At 56.7% G+C, this 23,390-nt stretch carries 18 protein-coding genes; 2 read left to right on the forward strand and 16 right to left on the reverse strand.

Annotated features, from left to right (window positions below; translation table 11 throughout):
* Window positions 1-34 precede the first annotated feature (34 nt).
* The 13 genes from HNEAP_RS08625 to leuS form a co-directional block, all read right to left on the reverse strand.
* Entirely contained in the window at window positions 35-1,909 is a 1,875-nt protein-coding gene (locus HNEAP_RS08625; RefSeq protein ID WP_012824588.1) for a DUF4139 domain-containing protein, read from the reverse strand.
* Between the two features lie 57 nt (window positions 1,910-1,966).
* Window positions 1,967-3,070 (reverse strand): 3-deoxy-7-phosphoheptulonate synthase, encoded by a 1,104-nt coding sequence (locus HNEAP_RS08630; RefSeq protein WP_012824589.1) that lies wholly within the window; start codon window positions 3,068-3,070, stop codon window positions 1,967-1,969.
* A gap of 298 nt (window positions 3,071-3,368) precedes the next feature.
* Window positions 3,369-4,226, reverse strand: a complete 858-nt coding sequence (locus tag HNEAP_RS08635; RefSeq protein ID WP_041600941.1) for a carbon-nitrogen hydrolase family protein — start codon at window positions 4,224-4,226, stop codon at window positions 3,369-3,371.
* 23 nt (window positions 4,227-4,249) lie between these two features.
* Window positions 4,250-8,290 carry a YhdP family protein gene (locus HNEAP_RS08640; RefSeq protein ID WP_012824591.1) on the reverse strand — a complete coding sequence of 1,347 codons (4,041 nt, stop codon included), beginning with the start codon at window positions 8,288-8,290 and terminating at the stop codon, window positions 4,250-4,252.
* 90 nt (window positions 8,291-8,380) lie between these two features.
* Window positions 8,381-9,871 carry a ribonuclease G gene (gene rng / locus HNEAP_RS08645; RefSeq protein ID WP_012824592.1) on the reverse strand — a complete coding sequence of 497 codons (1,491 nt, stop codon included), beginning with the start codon at window positions 9,869-9,871 and terminating at the stop codon, window positions 8,381-8,383.
* 35 nt (window positions 9,872-9,906) lie between these two features.
* Window positions 9,907-10,530, reverse strand: a complete 624-nt coding sequence (locus tag HNEAP_RS08650; RefSeq protein ID WP_012824593.1) for a Maf family protein — start codon at window positions 10,528-10,530, stop codon at window positions 9,907-9,909.
* Window positions 10,531-11,001 (reverse strand): 23S rRNA (pseudouridine(1915)-N(3))-methyltransferase RlmH, encoded by a 471-nt coding sequence (gene rlmH / locus HNEAP_RS08655; RefSeq protein ID WP_012824594.1) that lies wholly within the window; start codon window positions 10,999-11,001, stop codon window positions 10,531-10,533. It lies immediately after the preceding gene.
* A gap of 20 nt (window positions 11,002-11,021) precedes the next feature.
* On the reverse strand, window positions 11,022-11,543 hold the full coding sequence (rsfS, locus tag HNEAP_RS08660; RefSeq protein ID WP_012824595.1) for a ribosome silencing factor: 522 nt from the start codon (window positions 11,541-11,543) through the stop codon (window positions 11,022-11,024).
* Between the two features lie 24 nt (window positions 11,544-11,567).
* Complete coding sequence (gene nadD, locus HNEAP_RS08665) at window positions 11,568-12,206, reverse strand: nicotinate-nucleotide adenylyltransferase (RefSeq protein ID WP_208107197.1); 639 nt, start codon at window positions 12,204-12,206, stop codon at window positions 11,568-11,570.
* Window positions 12,207-12,234: 28 nt separating this feature from the next.
* Window positions 12,235-13,512: a glutamate-5-semialdehyde dehydrogenase gene (locus HNEAP_RS08670; RefSeq protein WP_012824597.1), complete on the reverse strand. Its 1,278-nt coding sequence runs from the start codon at window positions 13,510-13,512 to the stop codon at window positions 12,235-12,237.
* A 125-nt stretch (window positions 13,513-13,637) separates the two neighbouring features.
* Window positions 13,638-14,645, reverse strand: a complete 1,008-nt coding sequence (gene holA, locus HNEAP_RS08675; RefSeq protein ID WP_012824598.1) for a DNA polymerase III subunit delta — start codon at window positions 14,643-14,645, stop codon at window positions 13,638-13,640.
* Window positions 14,646-14,648: 3 nt separating this feature from the next.
* On the reverse strand, window positions 14,649-15,212 hold the full coding sequence (locus tag HNEAP_RS08680; RefSeq protein WP_012824599.1) for an LPS-assembly lipoprotein LptE: 564 nt from the start codon (window positions 15,210-15,212) through the stop codon (window positions 14,649-14,651).
* A 3-nt stretch (window positions 15,213-15,215) separates the two neighbouring features.
* On the reverse strand, window positions 15,216-17,669 hold the full coding sequence (gene leuS, locus HNEAP_RS08685) for a leucine--tRNA ligase (RefSeq protein WP_041600945.1): 2,454 nt from the start codon (window positions 17,667-17,669) through the stop codon (window positions 15,216-15,218).
* 332 nt (window positions 17,670-18,001) lie between these two features.
* Here leuS and HNEAP_RS08690 point away from each other — a divergent pair, with 332 nt between their 5' ends.
* On the forward strand, window positions 18,002-18,391 hold the full coding sequence (locus HNEAP_RS08690; RefSeq protein ID WP_012824602.1) for a hypothetical protein: 390 nt from the start codon (window positions 18,002-18,004) through the stop codon (window positions 18,389-18,391).
* Window positions 18,392-18,402: 11 nt separating this feature from the next.
* Window positions 18,403-18,588: a hypothetical protein gene (locus HNEAP_RS12715; RefSeq protein ID WP_012824603.1), complete on the forward strand. Its 186-nt coding sequence runs from the start codon at window positions 18,403-18,405 to the stop codon at window positions 18,586-18,588.
* A gap of 78 nt (window positions 18,589-18,666) precedes the next feature.
* Here HNEAP_RS12715 and HNEAP_RS08695 read toward each other — a convergent pair whose 3' ends face one another.
* From HNEAP_RS08695 to HNEAP_RS08705, 3 genes are all read right to left on the reverse strand, one after another.
* A complete protein-coding gene (locus HNEAP_RS08695) occupies window positions 18,667-19,275 on the reverse strand; it encodes a superoxide dismutase (protein ID WP_012824604.1) in 609 nt (202 codons plus the stop codon).
* Between the two features lie 333 nt (window positions 19,276-19,608).
* Window positions 19,609-20,301 carry a zinc metallopeptidase gene (locus HNEAP_RS08700; RefSeq protein WP_041600413.1) on the reverse strand — a complete coding sequence of 231 codons (693 nt, stop codon included), beginning with the start codon at window positions 20,299-20,301 and terminating at the stop codon, window positions 19,609-19,611.
* Window positions 20,298-23,375 (reverse strand): translocation/assembly module TamB domain-containing protein, encoded by a 3,078-nt coding sequence (locus HNEAP_RS08705; protein WP_012824606.1) that lies wholly within the window; start codon window positions 23,373-23,375, stop codon window positions 20,298-20,300. Before HNEAP_RS08705 ends, HNEAP_RS08700 begins: the two co-directional genes overlap by 4 nt.
* Between the last annotated feature and the right edge of the window lie 15 nt (window positions 23,376-23,390).

The following is a 23,390-nucleotide window of genomic DNA, read 5'->3' on the forward strand; positions in this document are numbered from 1 at the left end:
CCTGAATAAATCACACAATCCATCTCAAATCGACTCAAAGGCCGGATAAGGTTTTATCACTTGGCCAGCGTAAGCGAAAGCCGAAATTAAGCGTGATTTTCTGGCCCGGCTTGATCTGGTTCGACCAGGCCCAAACGCCATCGATCCCGTCGAACTGTTTGGTCGTCGGCGGCGTGGTATCGGCCAGTGCTTCAACTGAAATCTCGCTATCTTCGGCAATCGGCAGATTCATGATCACCGTGACCGCTACAGGTTCTTTGTGCTGGCTTTGCACTTCGACCACCGTGCGGCGCACCATCTGGGTCGATTTACCGATAACGCCGTTTTCCTCTCGCTGATCCGGTTTCTGGTCGACGGTAACCTGGATACGCTGATCGGCACCGAATCCCAGAGTCATCTTCTTGGATGGGGCTTGAGCCTGCCGGAATGCCGAGCCCAGTTGCGCGCCATTAACGAAAAAATCCCAGCGTCCTGCCGGAAGCGGCAATGGATTGTTGAGGTCAAATGTACCGGTCAGCACACCCAGAGGTGATTGTGTCGGCGCAATAAGAACCGTCGCGTTGGCGGGCACTTGTTCGTGCTGCAATGGAATCACGGTGGTGGTTTCGCCGCTGTTGATGGAAAGCGGTTGATCACTTTTGTACTCCGCATTGAAGCCCGTGGCATCAACAGGCCGCGCCGCGGGCGCCGCCATCATGTTCATGGCAAGTTTTGATCGGACCTCCTGAACAGGCGCTACTGGCTGATGACGCTCAAATCCAATCGTCCAGCGCGGCAGTTTGGGCGCGGGATAGTAGCGCTGAGCGTCGATGAGCGACAGCGTAATCGGCACATGCGTCCAGTCTTCGCCACTGTTCTGATGCACGCTGGCAGAAAAAGACCAGTCGAGCCGTGCATTTTCGTCACCAATCGGGTTGGCGTGCGCGCTGGCATTTGCCACCGGTAACGCAGTTTTTTCTGGCGTATTTTTGGCAGAAACAGATGTCGGTAGCGTAGTGATCAAATTGGCACGATAAACCGGTTGCCAGCCCGCATCGCTGACTCGGTAGCGCAGATAGACAGGAAGAATTCCTGAACCCACTTTGCCGCTCGCTGACTTTTTTCGCTCAAGCGGCACAATCAATTTCATTTTTTCCGGCTGTTTGCGAAGCTCGGTCAGTTTGGCCTGCTGTTTGGCTATTGCATCGTTAACCTGATCGAGGTCGTTTCGAGCTTTGTGCTGAGCCGACATTAAATCTGCCAGCAGCTTGTCGAATGACTGACGCGCGCCGGACTGAGTAAGAAACGCACCGGCCTGATGACCGGCCTTGGTCGTCACGGTAGCTGGCGCACTCATCTGTGCCTGAAAAATATTCAGGCGAATGCGCGCAACCTCAAGTGCATCACGCGCATCCGCCTGTTGGCGACGCAGGGCATCGATTTGTGCTTCGATTGCAACATAATCCGGCGCGGTTTCCACGGCTTGTTTCTGCCATTGCAGCGGCCCGGACTGAAACAGATCAGCGGAAGAAATCTGCACGCTTTCCTGATCGATATTTCCCGGCAGATCAAGCACGGTAACCGATTTACCGGCTTGCTCATTGTTTGAGCCGTCCGCACGATGAGCTTCAACAGGCACCGTGGCGATCGGAACATCGATTCGACGCGTAACCCAAGCCCCCTGGGGTAAGACGGTCACTTCTGTGATTCGGCTCATCAAACCAGTCGCTGCCGGTTCGCCCTGTTTGACAGAGTCAGGCTTAACATCCAAAGCGGCTTCGGTCACGGGCATCAGCCATACAGACCCCATCGCCAAGCAGAGTAGCAACAAAGGCAACGCCATGCGGGATTGCCGAACGGCGGGTCTAGATAGGTTGCAACTAAACTCATCGTTCAACTTGGCGTTGCTAACTACCCTGTTCTGGCTCATCTTTCTGATCCTGGTTTGGTCGGATGAAATTCATCACTCACCGTATCATTGCATCGATCAATGCGCTGGCTGCTCATGACTTGCACAAACATCAACCAGTACACCGCCGCCTGCTCGTCGAATCCGCACCGCCTCGGCCAAACGCTGGATAACGCCCACACTGTCTTCCCAGGCGATACAGGCATCGGTGATGCTCTGCCCGAAGACGAGCGGACGATCCGGATGCACATCCTGCCGTCCACCAACCAGATGGCTTTCGATCATTGCCCCGATGATACCGGCATTGCCCGCGGCGATCTGCGTGGCGACCTCTTCTGCCACCTGAATCTGTCTTGCGTGCTGTTTTTGACTGTTGGCGTGGGAAAAATCGATCATCAACCGCTCAGGCAATTCAGCACCACGCAGCTTTTCTAGTGCTTCATTGACGCTGTTGGCGTCAAAATTCGGTTTTTTGCCGCCACGCAAAATCAGGTGGCAGTCTTCGTTGCCCGCAGTCGAAAAAATAGCCGACTGCCCGGCCTTGGTGACCGAGAGGAAGTGATGCGGACGTGCCGCGGCCCGAATCGCATCGATCGCCACCTGCAAACCGCCATCGGTACCGTTCTTGAAGCCAACGGGGCAGGAAAGGCCGGATGCCAGCTCACGGTGCACTTGGGATTCAGTCGTCCGTGCACCGATTGCGCCCCAGGCTACCGCATCGGATACATATTGCGGGCTGATCAGATCCAGATATTCCGTCGCAGCAGACACGCCCATATCCGCAAGATCAACCAACAAATGACGCGCTACACCGAGCCCTTTGTTGATTTCGAAACTGCCGTCGAGGTTCGGATCGTTGATCAAACCCTTCCAGCCGACGGTCGTCCTGGGTTTTTCGAAATACACCCGCATGACCAGCAGGATGTCGTCTTTTACTTCATCGGCGAGTGTTTTCAGTCGCGATGCGTATTCACGCGCGGCTTTCACATCGTGGATCGAACACGGCCCCATGACGACCAGCAATCGATCATCGTCGCGGCTCAAAATGGCCTTAATCGCCTGACGCGTCTCGTATACCGTCTGCGCACCGCGCTCGGTCAGTGGAAACTGCGCACGAATTTGCTCGGGCGAAACTAGGTTATGGATATCGAGAATACGTAAGTCATCGGTGCGATGCGTCATGGTCTGCGGCCTGCTACAAAATCGAAATGGGCGTCTAATTGCACAACCCTAAACCGCTAATAGTACTTGGCTTGACGATGTACGTCATCCCAATCCATAGGCCAATCTCAAGACTGGACCAATCTACAATGGCGCCTGATGCCATCAACTCGTCCGGACGGTGTTTTTGTTCCGTACAACATCGCGCTTCTTATTCAAAATTTCAGCTGATTGTTCTGATCGGTGAGTACCGAAGAACTGCAAGGCATGGGAGCAAAATTGGCTGATAGTTTGTCGAACAGGCTATCGAAAATTCGATTTATGACTTCAGCCGGCGCAAGTCCAGAACCGGAAATTGCTGACGGACATGCGCCTGTGCTTCGGCATCGATTTCCGCCATGACGAAGCAATCGGCCAGGGTTTTGGCATTGGCGAGCACCGTTCCCCACGGATCGACGACCATACTGTGACCGAAGGTTTTGCGCCCGCTGGCATGAACGCCCACTTGTGCCGATGCGACCATGTACACCTGATTTTCGATGGCGCGGGCACGCAACAAGGGTTCCCAGTGCGCGCGCCCCGTGGTTTCCGTGAAGGCCGAAGGCAGACATATCCATTCGGCGCCCTGATCGGTTAAGCGGCGAAACAACTCGGGAAAACGCAAATCGAAACAGATGGCCATACCCAAACGACCAGCTGGCGTCTCGACCAGTACCAACTCGGTGCCGTGCAGGAATTGATCCGACTCCCGATAGGATTCAGCGGTCGCCGATTGCGCGGACCGACGAGGCGGCACATCCACATCGAACAAGTGAATCTTGTCGTATTTGGCTTGGATTTCACCCTTTGAATCGATGACATAACTGCGCGACCATAATTTGCCTTCATTCGAACCGCCATCAGCCCGGATGGGCAATGTACCGGCCACCAGCCAGACACCCTTGAAGCGAGCCAACGTCTGCAACCAGTCCAGTGGGGCATTTTCACCCTCAGCCCCGAGGCCAAGTGCCAACAGCTCGTGCGGATTCGCTGGCATGGCATACAGATTTTCCGGCAGGACGATCACCTCAGCACCAGCCTCCGCGGCGTCACTCACCAGACGGGCGATCACCGGTTGATTTTCAGCCCATGTTGCTTTGCCGTTCAGCTGGATAGCGGCAATTTTTGATTTTTTCATGCGAATGCCTTCAGAAGGAGTGGTCATGGGGTGGAGCGATCCGAAGCGGCGTCGGCGGTTTTGACGACGGGATCAGCGATGGTTCCGGTGACCCGGTAAACCAGCGTCGGTGCCGGATTTTTATCAATGGTCTTGAGTGCCTGCTGAAGTGCCAGCACAGCGCCACCGACAATCGGGCCACCGGCCACAGTGCCGATAATGGGCAGGAGCATGCCGATATCAGCGTAGACTTTAACGGTGTAGTCGAGGCTGTTGTCGCTTAGGTGGGTTTGTCCTGATGCCGTCAATCGCAATGAGGCATTTTTGAGTGTCAGAGGATCAATCGCCAGCAATCCCTGCTTTAGGGTCCAGTCGGCGCTGAGCGAATCGAACGACAAACCCTGATCGACCACATCGCTAAAATCCAGTCGCAATCGACGGGTTATCGCCCCCAGACTGAGTAACCCGGCCAGTCGCCCTGCGCCGGGATTGACCTCGTTAAGTTGACCATTCTGCATGACAAACGCGCCGGAGCCACTCAGCCGCTCAAGGGCGAATGCCGCCGGCGAACCGGGCCAGGATAGAGAGAACAAAGACGACTTGAGATCCCCATTGCTGATGGGTGAGTTCTCGCCGGCCACCTGCTTGAACACCGCGCCAAGGTCTGCCCCCTGTGCCGACAGGTTCAAGTTTGTTTGCTGTTTGTCGCCCTCTTTGGCTACCGAACCCTGACCGATCAGGCGAAAACTCGCCGTCGGTTGCCAGTCGATGGTCGGAATCTCGAGCGTGTCGTGCCCAGGCTTTGCAGCCTCGCTATTGAGCACGAGTTTGCCCAGTCGGTGCTTGCCGAACCGCAGATCATCAATGATCACCTGTGCACTGGGAATCTGTTTCAAATCCCAGGAGCTTATTGGTGTCACGCGATCGGAAGATACCGAATTGGATGAAGACTGATCTTCAACATGGAACCGTTTGAACTGCATGGCGATCTGGCCAGCCGGATGGGCGACATTGGGCTGCTGATAGTTCAGGTTGCCGTCCAAGTCATCGCCACTGGCTTTGATACGATACCGTTCATCCGCAAAGCGAACATTCAAGCGCGTCGGGCCAAACTGCACACCGGCCACCTTGAGACGATCGGTCTGAATATTTAGATCGAAGGGCGCGACGGGCGTGCTGGAAGTTGCTTTTTCCGGTCGGGAGAACGCGGCACTACTCAGAATTGGCTGCCATGCGTCCAAATCCAGCACTGGTGTATTTAGATTGATCGCCAGTTTCGCCGAATTGTTGGAGGAGCGATCAGCACTGTCAGCGCGATTACTGACATCGCCCCCACTCAGTGCGCCGCGGTCATTGAACCCCAGATTGGCTTGCCACGGTTCGCCGCCTTGCGATTTAAGATCCAATTGCCGCAAGACGCCACCGGTAAAAGTAAGATCGGCACTCAATGGCCATACCGCATCGGCAGCTTTGCCGAATGGTGGCGGCAACTGGCTCGAAACGCCGGTAAGATCACTGTTCGCCTGAACTGTAAATTGATCGCCATGATGAGGAATATTGAGCTCGATCGTGGTATCCGCCTTGCCACGAACCCGATCAAGCAGAGGCCCAAACGCCGTGGCAGACTTTTCGCGCAACGCGAACAAGGGATCAAGGCGGGTTTGCAGGCTCACTATGGTCGAATCGTCCGATGTGCTGGGCTTCAATGTCATCGTTGCCGGTTCGTCATCAAAACGGGCGGAGATGTTTCTGGCGGTAAAATCCGCGTTATGGAAATCGATGGCACCGGAAATCCGGCTCAATTTGATCGGTGTTTTGTCGAGAGACAAGCCATTATTTTTCAGGACCAAATGACCGTTTACATCGGTCTTCTCGCCTTGCTTCAACCCCGCGCGAACCGAGACATCCAGCCCGGCCTGACCCGTGACCTTGAGCGCGTTCAAACTGCCGGCACCCAAAAGCGGGGTTTGCCCAACAAACCCGAGCAGTTGGCTCAAAGGCGCTTTTGCTGTTACGGCAATATCGAGTGCGGCCTTGTCCAGATCAAAAATGCTCACCCGCGACCCATCCACCGGCACGTCCGCCAGCGTTCCGTGGTCAATTGATGCGTGGAACTGCTGATTGACGAATGCGATATTGCCATCGGCATCCTTGAGCGCCGGCCAATCAGGTAGAAAAGGCAAAACCAGATGTTTGAAATCAAACACCACGGAGAACCACCCGCCGCCTTTGATAAACGGGAATCGAGCCGGATCACCATTGAATACGAAATGGCCACGATCCACTCGACCAGGTTGCCCGCCCCCTTGCTCGGGCAACTCAAGATTCGTATCCAGCCAGTGCAGCACGTTCTTGCCCAGCAGGTTCCGTGGCAAATACGCCGGAACACGCGCAACATGGATATCGCCGAATGCACTGTCGATGGCAAGTTGAGCCGGATGATCCTTGTCTGCGGCCTGATAGCGGAAGCTTGTATCCGTGAACAGATCGGCATTCTTGATGCGCAACCCCGGGCTATAGATCAGAAGCCGCCCTGAATCGGCATCGTGCAGATAAACATCCCCCTTCAGGGCATCGATGGTCATCGGTTCGCGGAACATGCCCGGCACGGCGAGTACCAGATTCGATTGATCAAAACGCGCCAGCCATCCGGATGGCTGTTTGTAGAGTTTGAGGTTCAGCCCCCCGAGACCATCGGACTGACCGATGACCGGCCACAATCGCCGCCCCGGCACATTGCCGAAGTGCTGCAATTCGAGATAACCCGCCACAAGCGTATTGCCGACCAGATGCAGTCGGATATCCCGAGCATCGCCACGCAATGCGTTTTCTCCCAGCAACTTCAGGAATGATTTGGGCAAAGGCGCGGTCGCCAACCAGACGGCAAGCTGATGCAGGTCGACGTAACTCGAGGCGTAATAGGTCTGGTCTCCGGCATGGATCAGATGGATGGAATGAGCGGGCCACTCGGTATCGGCCGTGGTCGCGACGCGAACATGATCGGCATCCAAACGCCAGCCGTCTGTCGTTTTCTGCCAGAGCAACCGCCCGCCAATCCGATGCAAAGTCGCCTGAGACTGAGTCGATGCCAGCGCCCCGATACCCGCAATCTTCGCCATCCGGCTGACCTTGAGGCTGGAAATATCAAAATCGGCCGAAACCGAGCGCAGGCTCGTTCCGGCAAAGCGTAACCACAACTCGCCGGAGAGTTGCCCTTGATTGACAAGCGGCATCCCCGCTGAACAATCCAAGCCTTCGACATGCTCGGCGCAGCCACCGATCTCAGCGCGCACCGATCCATGTGTAAAATCGCGAATCGCCTGCTGCATGGCGGGCAGGTTCCAGTTATGGGCACCCAGATACACCTCGGCATTTGGCTCGTCACCCAAATGTCCGTCCGCCCGTAAACGAACGGGCGAATTGCCGAAACCGGGCGCAAACAATTCCCCGGAAAGCGACCAGCCATGCGCCGCCAGCCGCGCGGTCGCGTTCAGGTTAATTGTCTGACGGGATTCATGAAGATCGGATGTTGCCGGTCGAATCCAGGAAACCACGGCTTCATTAATGGATACATCGCCCAAATCAGGCAATCTGGACAACCAGTCTGCCCATGAATTTGCCGTCTTTTCCGGATCGTTTTGCGGCGATGTTTGCGGCGCGCCGGAGAGTGTCCATTTCCCATCGGCCTGCTGAATGAATGCCAGATGCGGCTTGTCGATCACGATCTTCCCGGCGACCCAATGCCGGGCAACCAAACTGCGCCAGGGCGCAAGCGACACACCAAAGCGCGAGATGACCGGGCCATTGTTTCCCAACCGCAGATCGGTCAGCACCAGCTGCGGGCGATAATTGACAAACGCCACATCGATCGAACCGAACTGCACCGGTGCGCCCCATGCCTTGGACAACACAGTCTGCGCTTCTTCTCGATAATTGGTCATATGCGGCAATACGACGCGCAATACGCTGAATGCAAGGGCGAGCAAAACCAGAATAACGGCCACAGACGCCAGCAAAAACCGTATCAATCGGCGCAGCGGGCGAGAAGAGAGGTGAATGGCGTGGGGCAGATGAATATGCGTCACTGCGGCAGATTACCTTAGGTGAAATTACCGTCGACACAGTATATCAGCGCCCCATGCCACTCCGGTGAACTGGGGCCTTAAGCGAAGCATTCACATAAGAACGATATCGTACTGTTCCGGCAGATAATGGACATCGGCCTGCAAGCGCAAGGGGACGCCGATGAATTCCTGCAACTCGGCCAGCGAGGTCGAATCCTCCTCTCGCAGACGATCGATAACCGAGGATGATGCGATGACCAGCATCTGCTTAGCGTGGTACTGACGCGCCTCGCGAGTCACCTCGCGGAAAATCTCGTAGCAAACGGTTTCGGCCGTTTTGACCGTACCACGCCCGCTGCACGTCGGACAGACCGTGCAAAGGATATGCTCCAACGATTCGCGCGTGCGTTTGCGGGTCATTTCGACCAAACCCAAGCCGGAAACTTCACACACTTTGGTGCGCGCGTGATCGGCTTCGAGCGCGCGTTTGAGCGTTTCCTGCACGGCAAGACGGTGATCCGGCTCGATCATATCGATGAAATCAAGAATGATGATGCCGCCCAAATTGCGCAATCGCAGTTGGCGCGCAATGGTGCTTGCCGCTTCCAGATTGGTCTTGAAAATGGTTTCTTCGAGATTTTTAGAACCCACAAAACCACCGGTATTCACGTCGATCGTGGTCATCGCCTCGGTCTGATCGATGATGATATACCCACCCGATTTGAGCGGCACGCGGCGCTCCATCGCATTGACGATTTCCTGCTCGATATTGTGCATGTCAAACAATGGGCGTTCGCCGGGGTAATGTTCAAGTATCGGCAGAATATCCGGCACCATTTCCTGAGCGAACTGAATGGCACGATGGTAGGTTTCGCGCGAATCGATACGGATTTTCTCGACGTAACGGCCGAGCACATCGCGCAAAGTCCGCAGTGCAATCGGCAGATCTTCGAAAATCAGCCCCACGCCGTTGGTCTGACTCTGGCGTTCCTGGACACTGGCCCACAAACGCAGCAGAAAGTCGTAATCCTGTCGCAGCGCTTCGGCAGTCGCACCCTCAGCAGCCGTTCTCAAAATGAATCCACCGATCTCATTCTCGCCAACCCGCTCGATCGATTCGGCCATGAATTCGGCCAGAATATCCTTGAGGCGATCGCGCTGCACCGGGTCTTCAATCCGGCTTGATACACCGATATTCCGACCATTGGGCAAATACACGAGATAGCGTGACGGGATGGTGATTTCGGTCGTCAGGCGGGCGCCCTTGGTGCCCAGCGGGTCCTTGATAACCTGCACGATCAGATTTTGCCCCGTTCGCAGCAGGTCGTAGATCATCCGCGGGCGCGTCTCGACACCGGTTTCCTTTTCCTCCGGCTTGAGCTCGATATCCGAGACATGCAAAAACGCGGCACGCTCCAGGCCGATGTCCACAAACGCCGCCTCCATGCCTGGCAATACCCGACTGACACGCCCCTGATAGATATTGCCGACGATGCCGCGCGACCGTGAGCGCTCAATGTTGATCTCTTGCAACACCCCGTTTTCGACATAGGCAATACGGGTTTCCTGCGGGGTCACATTGATGAGGATTTCTTCACTCATATCCTGTTTCTCGTCATGGACAAGGTACTCATGGATTAAATCTCGTTGGTTTTTTGCCAGAAAGGGCGAATGCCGAATGCGGCCAGCAATTGCGCCGTCTCAAACTGAGGCAGACCGACCACCGCACCCCAGGAACCACAGATCCGTTCGACGAACTGGGCAGCCATGCCTTGCAAGGCGTAGGCACCGGCTTTGCCCTGCGGCTCGCCGGTGGAAAGGTAGGCGGCAATCAGCTCCTCACTGAGCGGCATCATCGTGACATCCGTTTGCACAATCACCGACTCACAACGCTGGCGATCGGCGACAGCTATGGCAGTTACCACGGCATGTGTCTGTCCGCTCAGGGCCGACAGCATCGCGGCCGCTTCGCGTTCATCAACCGGCTTGCCGAAAATACGACCTTGGTGGATCACGACAGTATCTCCGGCCAACACGAAGCTGCCGTCAGGCAAATCTGCCGTGGACAATGCCATTGCCGCCTTGCTGCGCGCTAACCGCTCGACCAGTGCCCATGCCGATTCGTTCGCTTGCGGCGTTTCATCTATAGCACAGGCATCGGCGGGCAAAACGTTAAATTCAAACCCCATATCTGACAGCAACTGAGCGCGGCGCGGCGAACTAGAGGCCAGGAACAATGCTTTGGGGTGAATCATCTGCATTCATTCACGGTGATAAGGATGTCCGTTCAATAACGACCACGCCCGGTAAAGCTGCTCCGCCAGCAATACACGCACCAAAGGATGCGGCAGGATAAGATCGGACAGGCGCCAGAGCCGGTCGGCTGTCTGGCGAAAATCGTCCGTCAGGCCATCAGCGCCGCCAACGACCACGGCCACATCGCGCCCCGATTGCATCCAGTCGGCCATTTGAGCCGAGAGTTGAGCGGTCGACCACGACTTGCCCCGTTCATCGCAGATGATTTTCCAGGCGCCTTTGGGGATTTGCGCTTCGATCCGCGCGCATTCTTCTGACTTGGCGCGTTCGGTGGCAATGGTTTTACCCCGTTGCACGGCGGGCACTTCGTGCAACTGGACCGGGCAGGCGGGCGGCATCCGTTTCAGGTACTCCGCCGTGCCCGCATTGGCCCAGTCGGGCAAACGCGTCCCGACGCTGATCAGATGAATTTTCAATGGACGTTTTCAGGGCTTGATTACTTGGGTATGGAAGAACCACGAATCTTGTCAATCGCCGTTGCGTAGGCCGCAGGGGCATCGGCTGCTGTTGCAGCTTTGTTCGATGCTTGGTTGGATTGGGCCGACCAGAGTTTTTCCAGCTGATAATGGTCACGCGTTTCCGGCAGCATGATGTGTACCAAAACATCAATCGCATCGACGAGTACCCATTCTGTGCTGGGCACGTCATCACCTTCCACGCCCATGGGCCGCACGCCGTGGGCCTTGAGTTGCTCGACGACGCTGTTTGCCTGCGACTTGAGGTGCCGGTCGGAAGTGCCCGATGAAAACACCATGAAGTCGGCAAAATTGCACAAACCACGCACATCGAGCACACGGATGTCGATGCCCTTGAGGTCTTCCAGCGCGGCGACCACCCAATCCGCTACCGTTTGGGCCTCCGGGTAGTCAGCCGGGCTGTTTGCCGTGCTATTTACCGTACTGTTTATTTGGGCAGAGGCTGCGTCGTTTGCAGCCGGGGAATTGTCTTTTTGGGTCATGGTTCAGCTTTCTAGTAGAAAAAATTAATGGGTATTCAACCCAGAATCCAGATCAGAATAATAGGCTTGCAGGGGGTTTAGCAAACAATCCGGCACAAGGTAACGCACCGAGCGCCCGGCATCGAGCGCGGCGCGAATCGCGGTGGCGGAAATATCCAGCCGGGTGATTTCCAGCGCCACAACTCCGCCCGCCCGCTGCCGGGCGAGTTGCTCCGGCTGAAGTCGCCGCTCGGCCAGCAATGCGGCGACCTCACCGGTGGCCGCAGCACCCGGGCGGTTGGCGACGGCGATATGTGCCCAATCGAACAGTTCCTGCCAACGATGCCACTGGGGCAGTCCATTGAAGGCATCCATGCCCAGTATCAACACCCGATGATGCTCGGGAAACTCAGCCGCAAAAGACTTGAGTGTATCCACGGTATACGAAACACCGGCGCGTTCAAGCTCACGCCCATCGGCGATAAAACCCGGATGATCGGCAATGGCCGCCTGAACCAACGCCAGCCGTTGTTGCGGCCCGAGTGACGGCTGAGGGCGATGCGGCGGCACGGCGGATGGCACAAAATGCACCGCAGCCAAATCCAATGCCTCGCGTACTTCTTCGGCCAGGCGCAAATGCCCCAGATGAATCGGATCGAAGGTGCCGCCCAGAATCCCGAGCAGCGGTGCCTTTACGTGATTTACCGGAGCATCAGCCACGGATATGACCATCACCCAATACGATGTATTTTTGCGATGTTAAACCCAACAGGCCCACCGGCCCACGCGCATGAATCTTGTCGGTCGAAATGCCGATTTCCGCGCCCAAGCCATATTCAAAGCCATCGGCAAAACGCGTGGAAGCATTCACCATTACCGAGGCGGAATCCACTTCACGCAGGAACCGGCGGGCGGTGGTGTAGCTTTCCGTGATGATCGAATCGGTATGGTGCGAACCGTAGGTCTCGATGTGGTCGATGGCCTCATCGAGCGAATCGACCACGCGCACGGCCAGAACGGGAGCGAGATATTCCGCGTACCAGTCCTCGACTGTAGCCGCGACGACGGACTCGCCCAGGATTGTCCGTGTCTTCGGGCATCCGCGCAACTCGACGCCCTTATCAAAGTAATACGGGGCCACCATCGGCAAAAACCGCTCGGCAACCGCCGCATGCACCAGCAGGGTTTCCATCGCATTGCACACGCCATAACGATGGGTTTTGGCATTAACGGCCACAGCGACGGCTTTATCCAGATCGGCCTGCTCATCGACGAAGACATGACACACGCCATCTAAATGCTTGATGACCGGCATCCGAGCCTGCTCGGTGACGAGCGCCACCAGCCCCTTGCCACCACGGGGAATCATCACGTCGATGTACTCATGCATGCCCAGCAGAATCGATACCGCCGCTCGATCGGTCGTCGGTACGATCTGCACGGCATCTTCCGGCAAATCGCCCGCCTTCAAGCCGCTGCGAATCACATCCGCCAGCGCCTGATTGGTAGCGGCCACTTCCGAGCCGCCGCGCAGAATCGTGGCATTGCCCGATTTAAGGCACAGCGCCGCTGCATCGATGGTCACGTTCGGACGCGATTCGTAAATAATGCCGATGACACCGAGCGGCACGCGCATCTGCCCCACCTGAATGCCCGTGGGGCGGAATACCATATTGCTGATTTCACCAACCGGATCAGGCAGCGCCATGATTTGCCGCACGCCTTCGGCCATTTGCGCCACGCCGTTGGGCGTGAGGGTCAGCCGGTCGATCATCGCCGCATCCAAGCCACGCGCCCGCGCGTTCGCAACGTCCACCGCGTTGGCGGCCAACAACTGCGTTTGGGCGGCGAGCAGCGCGTCGGCAATCGCCAGAAGCGCGCGATTCTTATCCGCCGTGGTCACACCAGATAGCGCGCGCGAGGCCCGACGAGCCCGCTGGCCCATCTGAGTCATCATCTCGATCAAATTTTCATCTACATTATTTTGCATCTGTCCACTCACTAATGGGAAGCTCGAAAAACCCGTCATTCCCGCGTAGGCGGGAATCCAGCGCCTTGATTTTCCTGGGTTCCCGCTTTCGCGGGAACGACGAATCACGGGTATTTCGAGGTGCCCTAATTTCGGGCCCGACTGCCACCGCAGGCCGCAAGGGCCACCCGATCCAGCATTTGCCAGGGTTCACCTGCTGCAATCCCCTTGATACTCCGGTCAATCTCGGCGCAGCGTCCCAGCAGTTTAAGCCAGTACGCCGCCGGGGCGCGTCGTGCCGCCCGCGCATAAAGGGGTCGGCGGCCTTTAGGCACCGGCAAACGATCAATGGCCGCGGGATCATCTAGTCCAGCCAATAGGCGCAGTTCTCGGCTGAGCACCCACAGAATCAAGATGGCATCGACGCCCTCTTCCCGCAACCGGGCAAGCAGATGTCCCGCACGGGAGCGGTCGCCATCCAACAAAGCATCGCCCAGATCAAACGGGTTGAACCGAGACTGATCGGTAATATTTTCAAGCAGCATCTGCGCCGTGAGCGGATTGGGCAAGTTCAGCAAGCTGAACTTGTCGAGTTCCTGTTTGGCGGCGAGCAGGTTGCCTTCAACCCGCTCGGCAATCAGTTGCGCGGCATCCGGCAGTATCCGCAAACCGAGCTTGGCACCGCGCGACTCGATCCAGCGCGGCAGATCACGCAAACCAATCGGCCAGAACTGGATGGTGACGCCCGCCTGACTCAAGGCACTAAACCAGACCGACTTCTGCGCATTCATGTCCAGTTTCGGCAGGCTGATCAACCAGACATCGTCCGTCTCATCTGCGTTCGATAACTGGGCAGCCAGGGTTTTGAGCGCTTCGCCCCCCTCCTTGCCCGGTTTGCCGCCGGGAATGCGCAAATCGACCAAGCGCCGCTCGGCGAACAGAGACAGATTCGCACCGACCGACTTCAGACTGCCCCAGTCAAAGCGCCCCTCCACCTCGAACCGCAGGCGCTCGGTCACGCCTGCCGAACGGGCCTGTCGGGCGATGGATTGACGGGCCTCATCCAGTTGCAACCAGTCGTCGCCCACCAGCACATAGAGGGCGGCCAGTTTTTTGGCCAGTGCCGCATCCAGCTGTTCGGCACGCAGATTCACGGATCAGTGCGCCGCCGCTGGCGGTTCCATCTTCACGGGCGCACTCAGGCGGTAGAACAACAATCGGGCCAGTGTTTCGGCCAGCTCCTGACGAATCTGCGCCTCGTTACTGGTGGAAGCAATGACGCCGGTCGGATCGTAATTGTAGTTGCGCGCCTGACCAATCGTCTGCTCAGGTGAACGCCGTCCGTCTGACAGCTCGATGTGATAGGTAATCCGCTGATACAACTCATATTGCTGCACGGTTGCTTGTGGTGTAACCACGGCGACACGCTGTTCGACCGTATTCCTGTCGATCACAAGGGTGGCCGAAGCCTTGCTCGGGTCGGTCACGAGGGTGCTGTTCGTGTTCAGGAACAGACGTTGCAACTGCTGGTACACCGGATCGCTGGTACTCATGCCCTGCACATAAACCGCTTGATAAACCGGATCGAGGCTCGTCACGCCACGCAGGTGGTAGCCGCAGCCACCCAATGCGAGCGTTGCAAGAACGGCCAGCGCACCAAAAAAAGCGATGGCGCGCGATGGCAGGAAACGGGCAAAAAAAGAAAAATTCTGGCTGGTCACAGGTTACCCCACCACGATATTAATTAGCCGACCGGGCACGACAATGATTTTCTTGATGGAAACCCCGTCAAGATAGCGCTGCACATCGGGATTGGCGATGGCTGCGGCTTCCTGCATGGCCTTATCGGCTTTAGCTGCCACCTGAATTTTGCCGCGCAATTTGCCGTTCACCTGCACGACGAGTTCGATTTCATCACGCACCAGAGCCGAGGCATCCACCTCGGGCCAAGGCGCGTCGATCACCAAACCCGTTCCGCCCACTTGTGACCACAAGGCGTGGGCGATATGCGGCACGATGGGCGAGAGCATTTTGATCATGCTTTGCAGCACTTCGGTGATGACGCCGTTTGCTACCTGATCGCTTCCTTCAAAACGATTCAACTCATTGAACAGTTCCATATTTGCCGCAATCACGGTGTTGAAGGTTTGGCGTTTTTCGACGTCATCGGTAACGCGCGCGATAGTTTCGTGCAGCTTGCGGCGCAGGGCGCGGCCGGCATCATCCAGCCCTTCGATCAACAGCGTTGAGGGCTGCCAACCGGCCTGCTTACGGTCGTACACCTGACGCCACAGGCGTTTCAGGAACCGATGCGCGCCATCCACCCCCGCATCGGACCACTCCAAGCCCTGATCGGGCGGTGCGGCGAACATCATGAACAGGCGCACGGTATCCGCGCCGTATTCCTCGATCAAAGGCTGCGGATCGACCGTATTGCCCTTGGACTTGCTCATCTTGCTGCCGTCTTTGTTCACCATGCCCTGCGTGAGCAGGCGGGTAAACGGCTCGGGTTTATCCTTGGCAATCAGACCTTCGTCGCGCATCAGCTTATGGAAGAAGCGCGCATACAAGAGGTGCAGCACGGCGTGCTCCACCCCACCGACATACTGATCGACCGGTAGCCAGTAATCGGCACGATCGTCGAGCATGCCTTGCGCAAAATCCGGGCAGGTATAACGGGCGTAATACCAGCTCGACTCGAAGAAGGTATCGAAGGTATCGGTTTCGCGCTCGGCCGCACAACCGCATTCCGGGCAGGTCGTTTCGATGAATTCACGCGACTGTTTGATGGGCGATTGCGGGCCGTTCATGGTCACATCGGTCGGCAGGATGACCGGCAGTTGATCGTCCGGCACCGGCACCGCGCCGCAATGCGGGCAGTTGATGATCGGAATCGGGCAACCCCAGTAGCGTTGCCGCGATACGCCCCAATCGCGCAGGCGGTAGTTGATTTGCACTTGGCCCTGCTTTTTGGCTTCAAGGTGCGCAGCAATGGCATCAAAGGCCGTCTCGAAATCCATACCGGAAAACTCAGCCGAATCGAACAGCTTGCCCTTTGCCGTCATCGCCTGAGCGCTGTAATCATGCGGCTCGGCGGATTCAAGCACCGGCGTGATCGCCAAACCGTATTTTTTGGCAAACTCAAAGTCGCGCTGATCGTGCGCAGGCACCGCCATCACCGCGCCGGTACCGTATTCCATCAGCACGAAATTAGCCGACCAGACCGGAATCGGTTCGCCGGTCAAAGGATGCGTAACGGTCATACCGAGATCGACGCCCTCTTTCTCCATAGTCGCCATTTCAGCTTCCGCCACCTTGTGATGGCGGCAGCGTTCGATATAGGCGGCGATGTTGGGGTTGGTTTGTGCCGCTTGCTTGGTGAGCGGATGCTCGGCGGCTACGGCGAGGTAGGACACGCCATAGAGCGTATCCGGCCGCGTGGTGAATACGGTCAGGTTCTCGCCATCGGGCAAGGCAAAATCCACCTGCAAACCGCGCGAACGGCCAATCCAGTTGGCCTGCATGGTGCGCACCTGCTCAGGCCAGCCGTCTAACTGGTTCAAATCATCAATTAATTCATCCGCGTAGTTGGTGATTTTAATAAACCACTGCGGAATCTCGCGGCGCTCGACCAGCGCTCCGGAGCGCCAGCCGCGCCCGTCGATAACCTGCTCGTTCGCCAGAACCGTCATGTCGACCGGGTCCCAGTTCACCACGGCGGTTTTTTTGTAGGCCATGCCCTTGCGCACCAAGCGGGTGAACAGCCACTGTTCCCAGCGGTAGTATTCCGGCGTGCAGGTGGCCAGTTCCCGCTGCCAGTCGTAGGCCAAGCCTAAGCGCTGCAACTGGCCGCGCATGTAATCGATGTTCTCGAATGTCCAGCGGGCCGGGGCGTCACCATTCTTGAGCGCCGCGTTTTCTGCGGGCAGACCGAACGCATCCCAACCCATTGGTTGCAACACATTCTTGCCGCGCATCCGTTGATAACGCGCGATCACATCGCCGATGGTGTAATTGCGTACATGCCCCATGTGCAGCCGCCCGGAAGGGTACGGAAACATGGACAGGCAATAGAATTTTTCCCGCGTCGGGTCTTCAACCGCGCGAAATACATGGCGGTCGGCCCACAGACTCTGGGCTTGATCTTCAACTTGGGCGGGAACGTATTGCTCGTGCATCATGGCGATTGGGTGCGTACTTGATGATAAAGGGGGGCGATATAAAAGGGCGTTAAGAATACCCGAAAAACCCGACTACTGCCCCAAAAAACCGTGTCTGAGTACATGAACCTAGTGTACTGTTTCGCTCTTGGAGGTACTTTCAGAGTCCTCCGAATGCGTCAGGACAAGGCGCCGTGCGCAGGCAATGGCCATACCCTTGTCAAGCACGGCAACGCCGTCATGGCGCATTCGGAGGGCTCCCTTCGGGCGAGCCGCTGAATGTGCCTCCAAGAACGAAACAGTACACTCTAGGTGTATGCTGAGCGCAGATCTTCAGGAGGAATCGCAACATGTCTACCGACGAACAAACCAAAAATACAGCCCACGAAAGCTTGAGCGACCGTTACTACCACTGGCTGGGCACCATCTACGCCCGCCTGCTGGACGATGAAAGCCGGGCCATTACACGCCACAGCGATGAAATTATTGACGAATCACGTGCTGCGCTGGCCGATCACGAATATCACCCAGATCTCGTGGACAACCTCCGCATAGACATCGCCAAAGCACAAACCACCCTGCGGCAGGATCGAGAAGCCTTCGCGAAAGAATGGCAAAATATTGAGCAAGATCTTGCCAATAAATTGCTGTCGATTGCGGACAAGACCGATATCGAACTCAATGCGATGCGCGAAGAGGCGAGCTTGAAGCGTCCCGACAACAAGCATCAGGACAAGTGAGGAGGCTACCAGTGAAGCGTCGTTTCTTCTGGATTTTGCCCGTACTTGTCGCCATTGCGCTTTCGGGTTGTGCATCCACTGCCTGGCGTTCGGGCGGCTCATCGAGTTACATCAGCGGATTTTCCTCTGACGCGTCCCGAGAGTCGCCTCGTGTGTACGGCCAGATCAATTCCTCCTACACCCATCGGACCAATTAACTGGATCAAACTTTGGCAATAAAAAAACCCCGCAACCGTTTCCGGCGCGGGGTTTTTAGCTTTAAGACTACGACTGGATTACTTCGCAGCAGCGTACCGATCGCCAACCGCATCCCAACTGATAACATCCCAGATGGCCTTGAGGTAATCCGGGCGGCGGTTCTGGTAACGCAGATAGTATGCGTGTTCCCACACATCAATACCGAGGATGGGCGTGCCCTTGATCTCGGCGATGTCCATGGTGGGGTTGTCCTGATTCGGCGTTGAGCAGACGGCGAGTTTGCCCTGTGCGTCCAAAATTAACCAGGCCCAGCCGGAACCAAAACGCGTGGCGCCAGCGGTGCTCATCTGATCTTTCAATGCACTGAAGGAACCGAACGTGGCGTTGATGTCATCGGCCAGATCGCCTGATGGCGCATCACCACCGTTCGGGGAGAGAATCGACCAGAACAGCGCATGATTGAAGTGTCCGCCGCCATTGTTGCGCACGGCTGGCGGGAGTTTGGACACATTCGCCATGATCTCTTCGATGGACTTGTCATCCCATTCGGTGCCGGCGATGGCATTGTTGCAGTTGGTCACATACGCGCCGTGGTGCTTGCTGTAGTGAATTTCCATGGTTTGCGCATCGATGGATTTATCGAGTGCGCCGTAATCGTAGCTGAGTTCCGGGAGTTGAAAAGCCATATCGTGCTCCTGTTCTGGGTTGAGAAAGTTAGCAGTGGTTAGCAGGGAAAACTGCCCAAACAAAAAGTCGATGGGCAGACTGGGTTATTTATATCCGGTTATTTATAACATAGTAGAAGCAGGCTTATTTGCGCTACCCCCGAGAAATTGACCGAAGGACAGGTCGAAAACCGAATGCACGGATCAAGTACAGCGTAACACGAAGCGGGCTTCAGGCTGGCGCACTGCTCTCGAACTGGCGAATACAACGCTGGCGTCCGGCCATAACGGTTTTTCGAGGCGATATGAAGATAATGAGCGAAGTGAGCGCTCCGACCAGGGCGAAACGCCCCACTACATCCGCAGTCCGCGCAACCATTTGACGACATTGAGCACCGAAGACAACGCTTGGGCGACATAGGTGAAAGCGGCCGCACGCAGAATCTGCCGTGCCGGTTTTTTTTCGGCCTTACCGAGCCAGCCGCATTCTTCAAGCATGGGCAGCGCGCGCTTGAAGCTGGCGTCCAGCTCGATAGGCAGGTTCGATAACTGCGCGACCAGCGGCACTGCCATCGTCAGCACACCGACGACCAGCATCACCAAAGCGGGCGCGGGTTGCTTTTCGATCAGCGTCACCGCCGGAATTGCCACCAGAATCCAACCGGCCACGCGTTGCGCCCAGGCGCTGCGTTCGACCATCTCTTGGCGTCGCGCGAAGGCCGGATCGCCCTCGGCATGTTGCAAGGCATGGCCCACTTCATGCGCCGCCACGGTGATGGCCGTGAGTGATCGACCGCTGAAATTTGCCGGCGACAAACGCACGCTGCGCGCATGGGGATCGTAATGATCGCCCTCCTTGGTGGCCTCGACCGTCACGTCACTCAATCCGCGTCGATCCAGCAGATAACGCGCCAGATCCCCGCCGGAAAAAGGATAGCGGTCGGCCGGTTGGGCATGGCGCGCCATCACCTGTCCTACCCACCAGTTCGGCCACCAAGATAACAGTGCCAGTAGGCCCATCGCGGCCAGTAACAAAATCAACATCAGTGAATCCGGTAGATCAGATCACCGCCGGTCGCGTCTGGACTCGTGGTGATTTCGATTGAAAACAGATTGCTTAATTTGTATTGCGTGATGAGTTCACTCAAGCCATTGACCACACCCACCGCGTACCGCACGAAGAGACGGTCACCGATTTGTTTACCTAGGGAAAGCTGCGTATCGCCAAATCCCCCGGAGGTGTCCAAACCAACCGAATCAAAGCCGAACTTCTGGCCGATGTCGCGCACGATATCGTTGCCCTGCGCCACACCGAGACCGGCAATAGCATTCATCAGCATGGCCCGATCCCCCGATCCCGAATCGCTCAAGGGCTTACCAGTCAGCAGTATCGACAGGGCATCGGATTCGGGCAAGGAGGGCGATGAAAACACGGTTGTTTTGGGTTGATACAGCGTGCCAGTGATGTTCAGCCCGACCGTGGTGTCACCAACGACCCGTTGCGCAGTGGCCGCAATACCCGGATCGCCCAACGGCCCGACAAACTGTAACCGCCCCTGTTTGACGGCCAGATTTTGCCCATAGGCTTTGTACGTGCCGTTGATTAAATCAATTTCGCCGAATGCAGCCAAGGGCGCGTTCGGACGCAGGCGCAGGTTAAGCGTACCGGTCAAACCGGTCGAAAAACCCATGCCGGCGAGCGAAACTGCTTGGCCCAGAATCAGTTTGATATCCGCTGTTACGGGATAAGCCGTTGTGGGGGTAAGTTTTTTCTCACCCACAATCACCAAATCATTGGTTGATTTGACCACCGCGTCGGGGAGTTTTTCAATGCGCGCGGTCACCGTGGGCAGTGTGATCGAACCGCCGATTTTTGCGCCCGCCTTGCTGGCATCCAGCGTCAAATCAGGACTGGCATCGATCAGAAGGCTTGGCAGACGCAATACCGGAACGTCTTGCCCTTGAATCTGCGCCTGCACCTCCCATTGAGGCAGCTTGGCCAAATCGCCAGTCCCTTGAATACGCAGATGGCCCTTTGCGACCGCCGATGGCTGCTTGTTTGCCGGTATTGTATTGGCACTGTCTTGGGCCACCAAACCGTTCAAACCACCGGAAAAAACAAGTTGTCCGTTGCTGTCGATCTGCGCATTGAGCGTGCCTTGATCGTAAGCCACTCCGGTATCGGGCAGGGTGAACGCCAATTGATCGACCGTGAGCTTTCCACTGGGCTTGGGTTGATCCAGCGTACCGGCAACCTTGAGATCGGCACGCGCCTGTCCCTTAAGCCCAGCAACTTGCGGCAAGAAGCCTTGTAAAACGCGCACGCTGGGCAACGCTGCCGTAAGATCGAGCGCCAGGGGTTTTGCCCCGGCTAGCCCCACGGTGCCACCGCCTTTGATGTTGAGCAATTGCGGTACATCAGCGGCAACTGCTACATTCACGACACCCGATTGAACACGGGCGGTCAGATCCACGTTCTTGTAGTGGTAGGCTTGATTATCCAAAGTGTCAGGCAGACGAAATTCGCTGTCGGGCAAGCTCAATTTCAGCGAGCCGCCCAGTTGCCCCGCCGTGATCGACCCATTGGCTGTTACGCGCACGCGTCCGGGCAAATCAGCGGCAATCGGCAGCCAGGGCGTGATCAGCGCCAAGGGCAAATCGGCATCCATCTGACCCTTGCTTTTTTCCTGACTCGCCAAGTTTCTGGCTAGGTCAATGCACAGATGACCCGACTGGTATTTTTTACTCGCATCCGTGGCCAGACACGTTTTACCCAAGGTTTGTTGCTGCTTTGATAAGGTCAGATCTGCGGGTTTTTCAAGATGCCATGACGGTATCGATTTACCTTCAAAGCGCGCGGGCAGTACGTCCAGGTGTTTGATTTGCCCGCTCCAACTCAATATGGGTGTACTCCCAATTTGAGCCAGTAAACCATCAATCGCCAGGCGCACTTCCCCCTGCGGGCTCTGCGCAGTCAGCCTAAAACGCTGCGCTGCACTGAAGCCGCCTCCAACATCGGCGCTTTGCGCATTGAACACAAATTGCGGCCACTGGCCTTGTGCATCCAAAGTGAGCTTATTCAAACGCACATCAGCGGTTTTTTTGGCATTCTCTTGCGTCAGCTGATCGGCACGCAGGGAAAGATCGTAGACAGATGTCTGCTGCTGTTTCACCCGCCCGTTCAGGCTCAAGTTAGCCAACTGCCATTGCGCGTAGGCTAGCTTACGGGCGCGCAAATCAACGGTGGCGTTCGGTTGCTGCACGCTGCCCGTTACCTCGGTTTTAAGCTCAATACTGCCGGTTAAATCGGGCAGATTGAATGCCTGCCAGGGAATCTGCGCGAGTTGCGGGATGTGGGCATTCACGGTCAAATCGACGGGCGTATTTTTCGCCAAATCCGCCATCGTCACGCGGCCTTTGGCATTTATGGACGCATCGGCCAGATTGATTTTTGCCTGCTTCACATCAAGCCGCTGATCGGCAAAACTGCCGTGTAACGCCAATGACAACGGCACCCGAACCGTTTTTTGATTAGCCGCAGTTGCAGGCATAAGCAGCACCGTGCTCGGTATTGACCAGTCAAAACTTATTTGAGCATCCCGCAACGGATCGATACCCAATGAACCGTTCACTTTAAGATGCGTGCTGATCGCTCCCTCGGCGACCACGCCAGTTGATGCCAACATATCGCGCAGGGCTCCTCGATCCAAATCCAGCGAGAGCGCCACGGGCCGTGCGCCGGTCAAGCCCAGTTCGCCCTTTGCCTTGAGCGCACCGCCCGCCAATGTCCCGTTGCTGATATCCAGCGAGACCTGTTGATTCGCCATCGAACCATCCACCGTTAGCCCATCGAAGGGCAGCTTGGCTAGATGCCCTCCAAGCTCAGTGAGCTTAAATTGCATCTCAGGCGTTGTGGGCTTACTTGCCTTGTCGTCTTTTTGGGCAAATGAAAACTGGTAATCAAAGCCCACCTGCCCCGCCGCCGCGGGCGCAAGCCTTGCCGGATTCAAACCCCTTGCCTGCCCGTGAATAGTGGCTGTGAGCTGGGGGGCAAAATCCACGCTGCCCCGCCCACAGAGCGATCCATCGAGGGTATCGATGTGCAATTTTTCCAATGACATGCGCTGCGGATTGAT

Source organism: Halothiobacillus neapolitanus c2, assembly GCF_000024765.1.
Classification (GTDB): Bacteria; Pseudomonadota; Gammaproteobacteria; order Halothiobacillales; family Halothiobacillaceae; genus Halothiobacillus; species Halothiobacillus neapolitanus.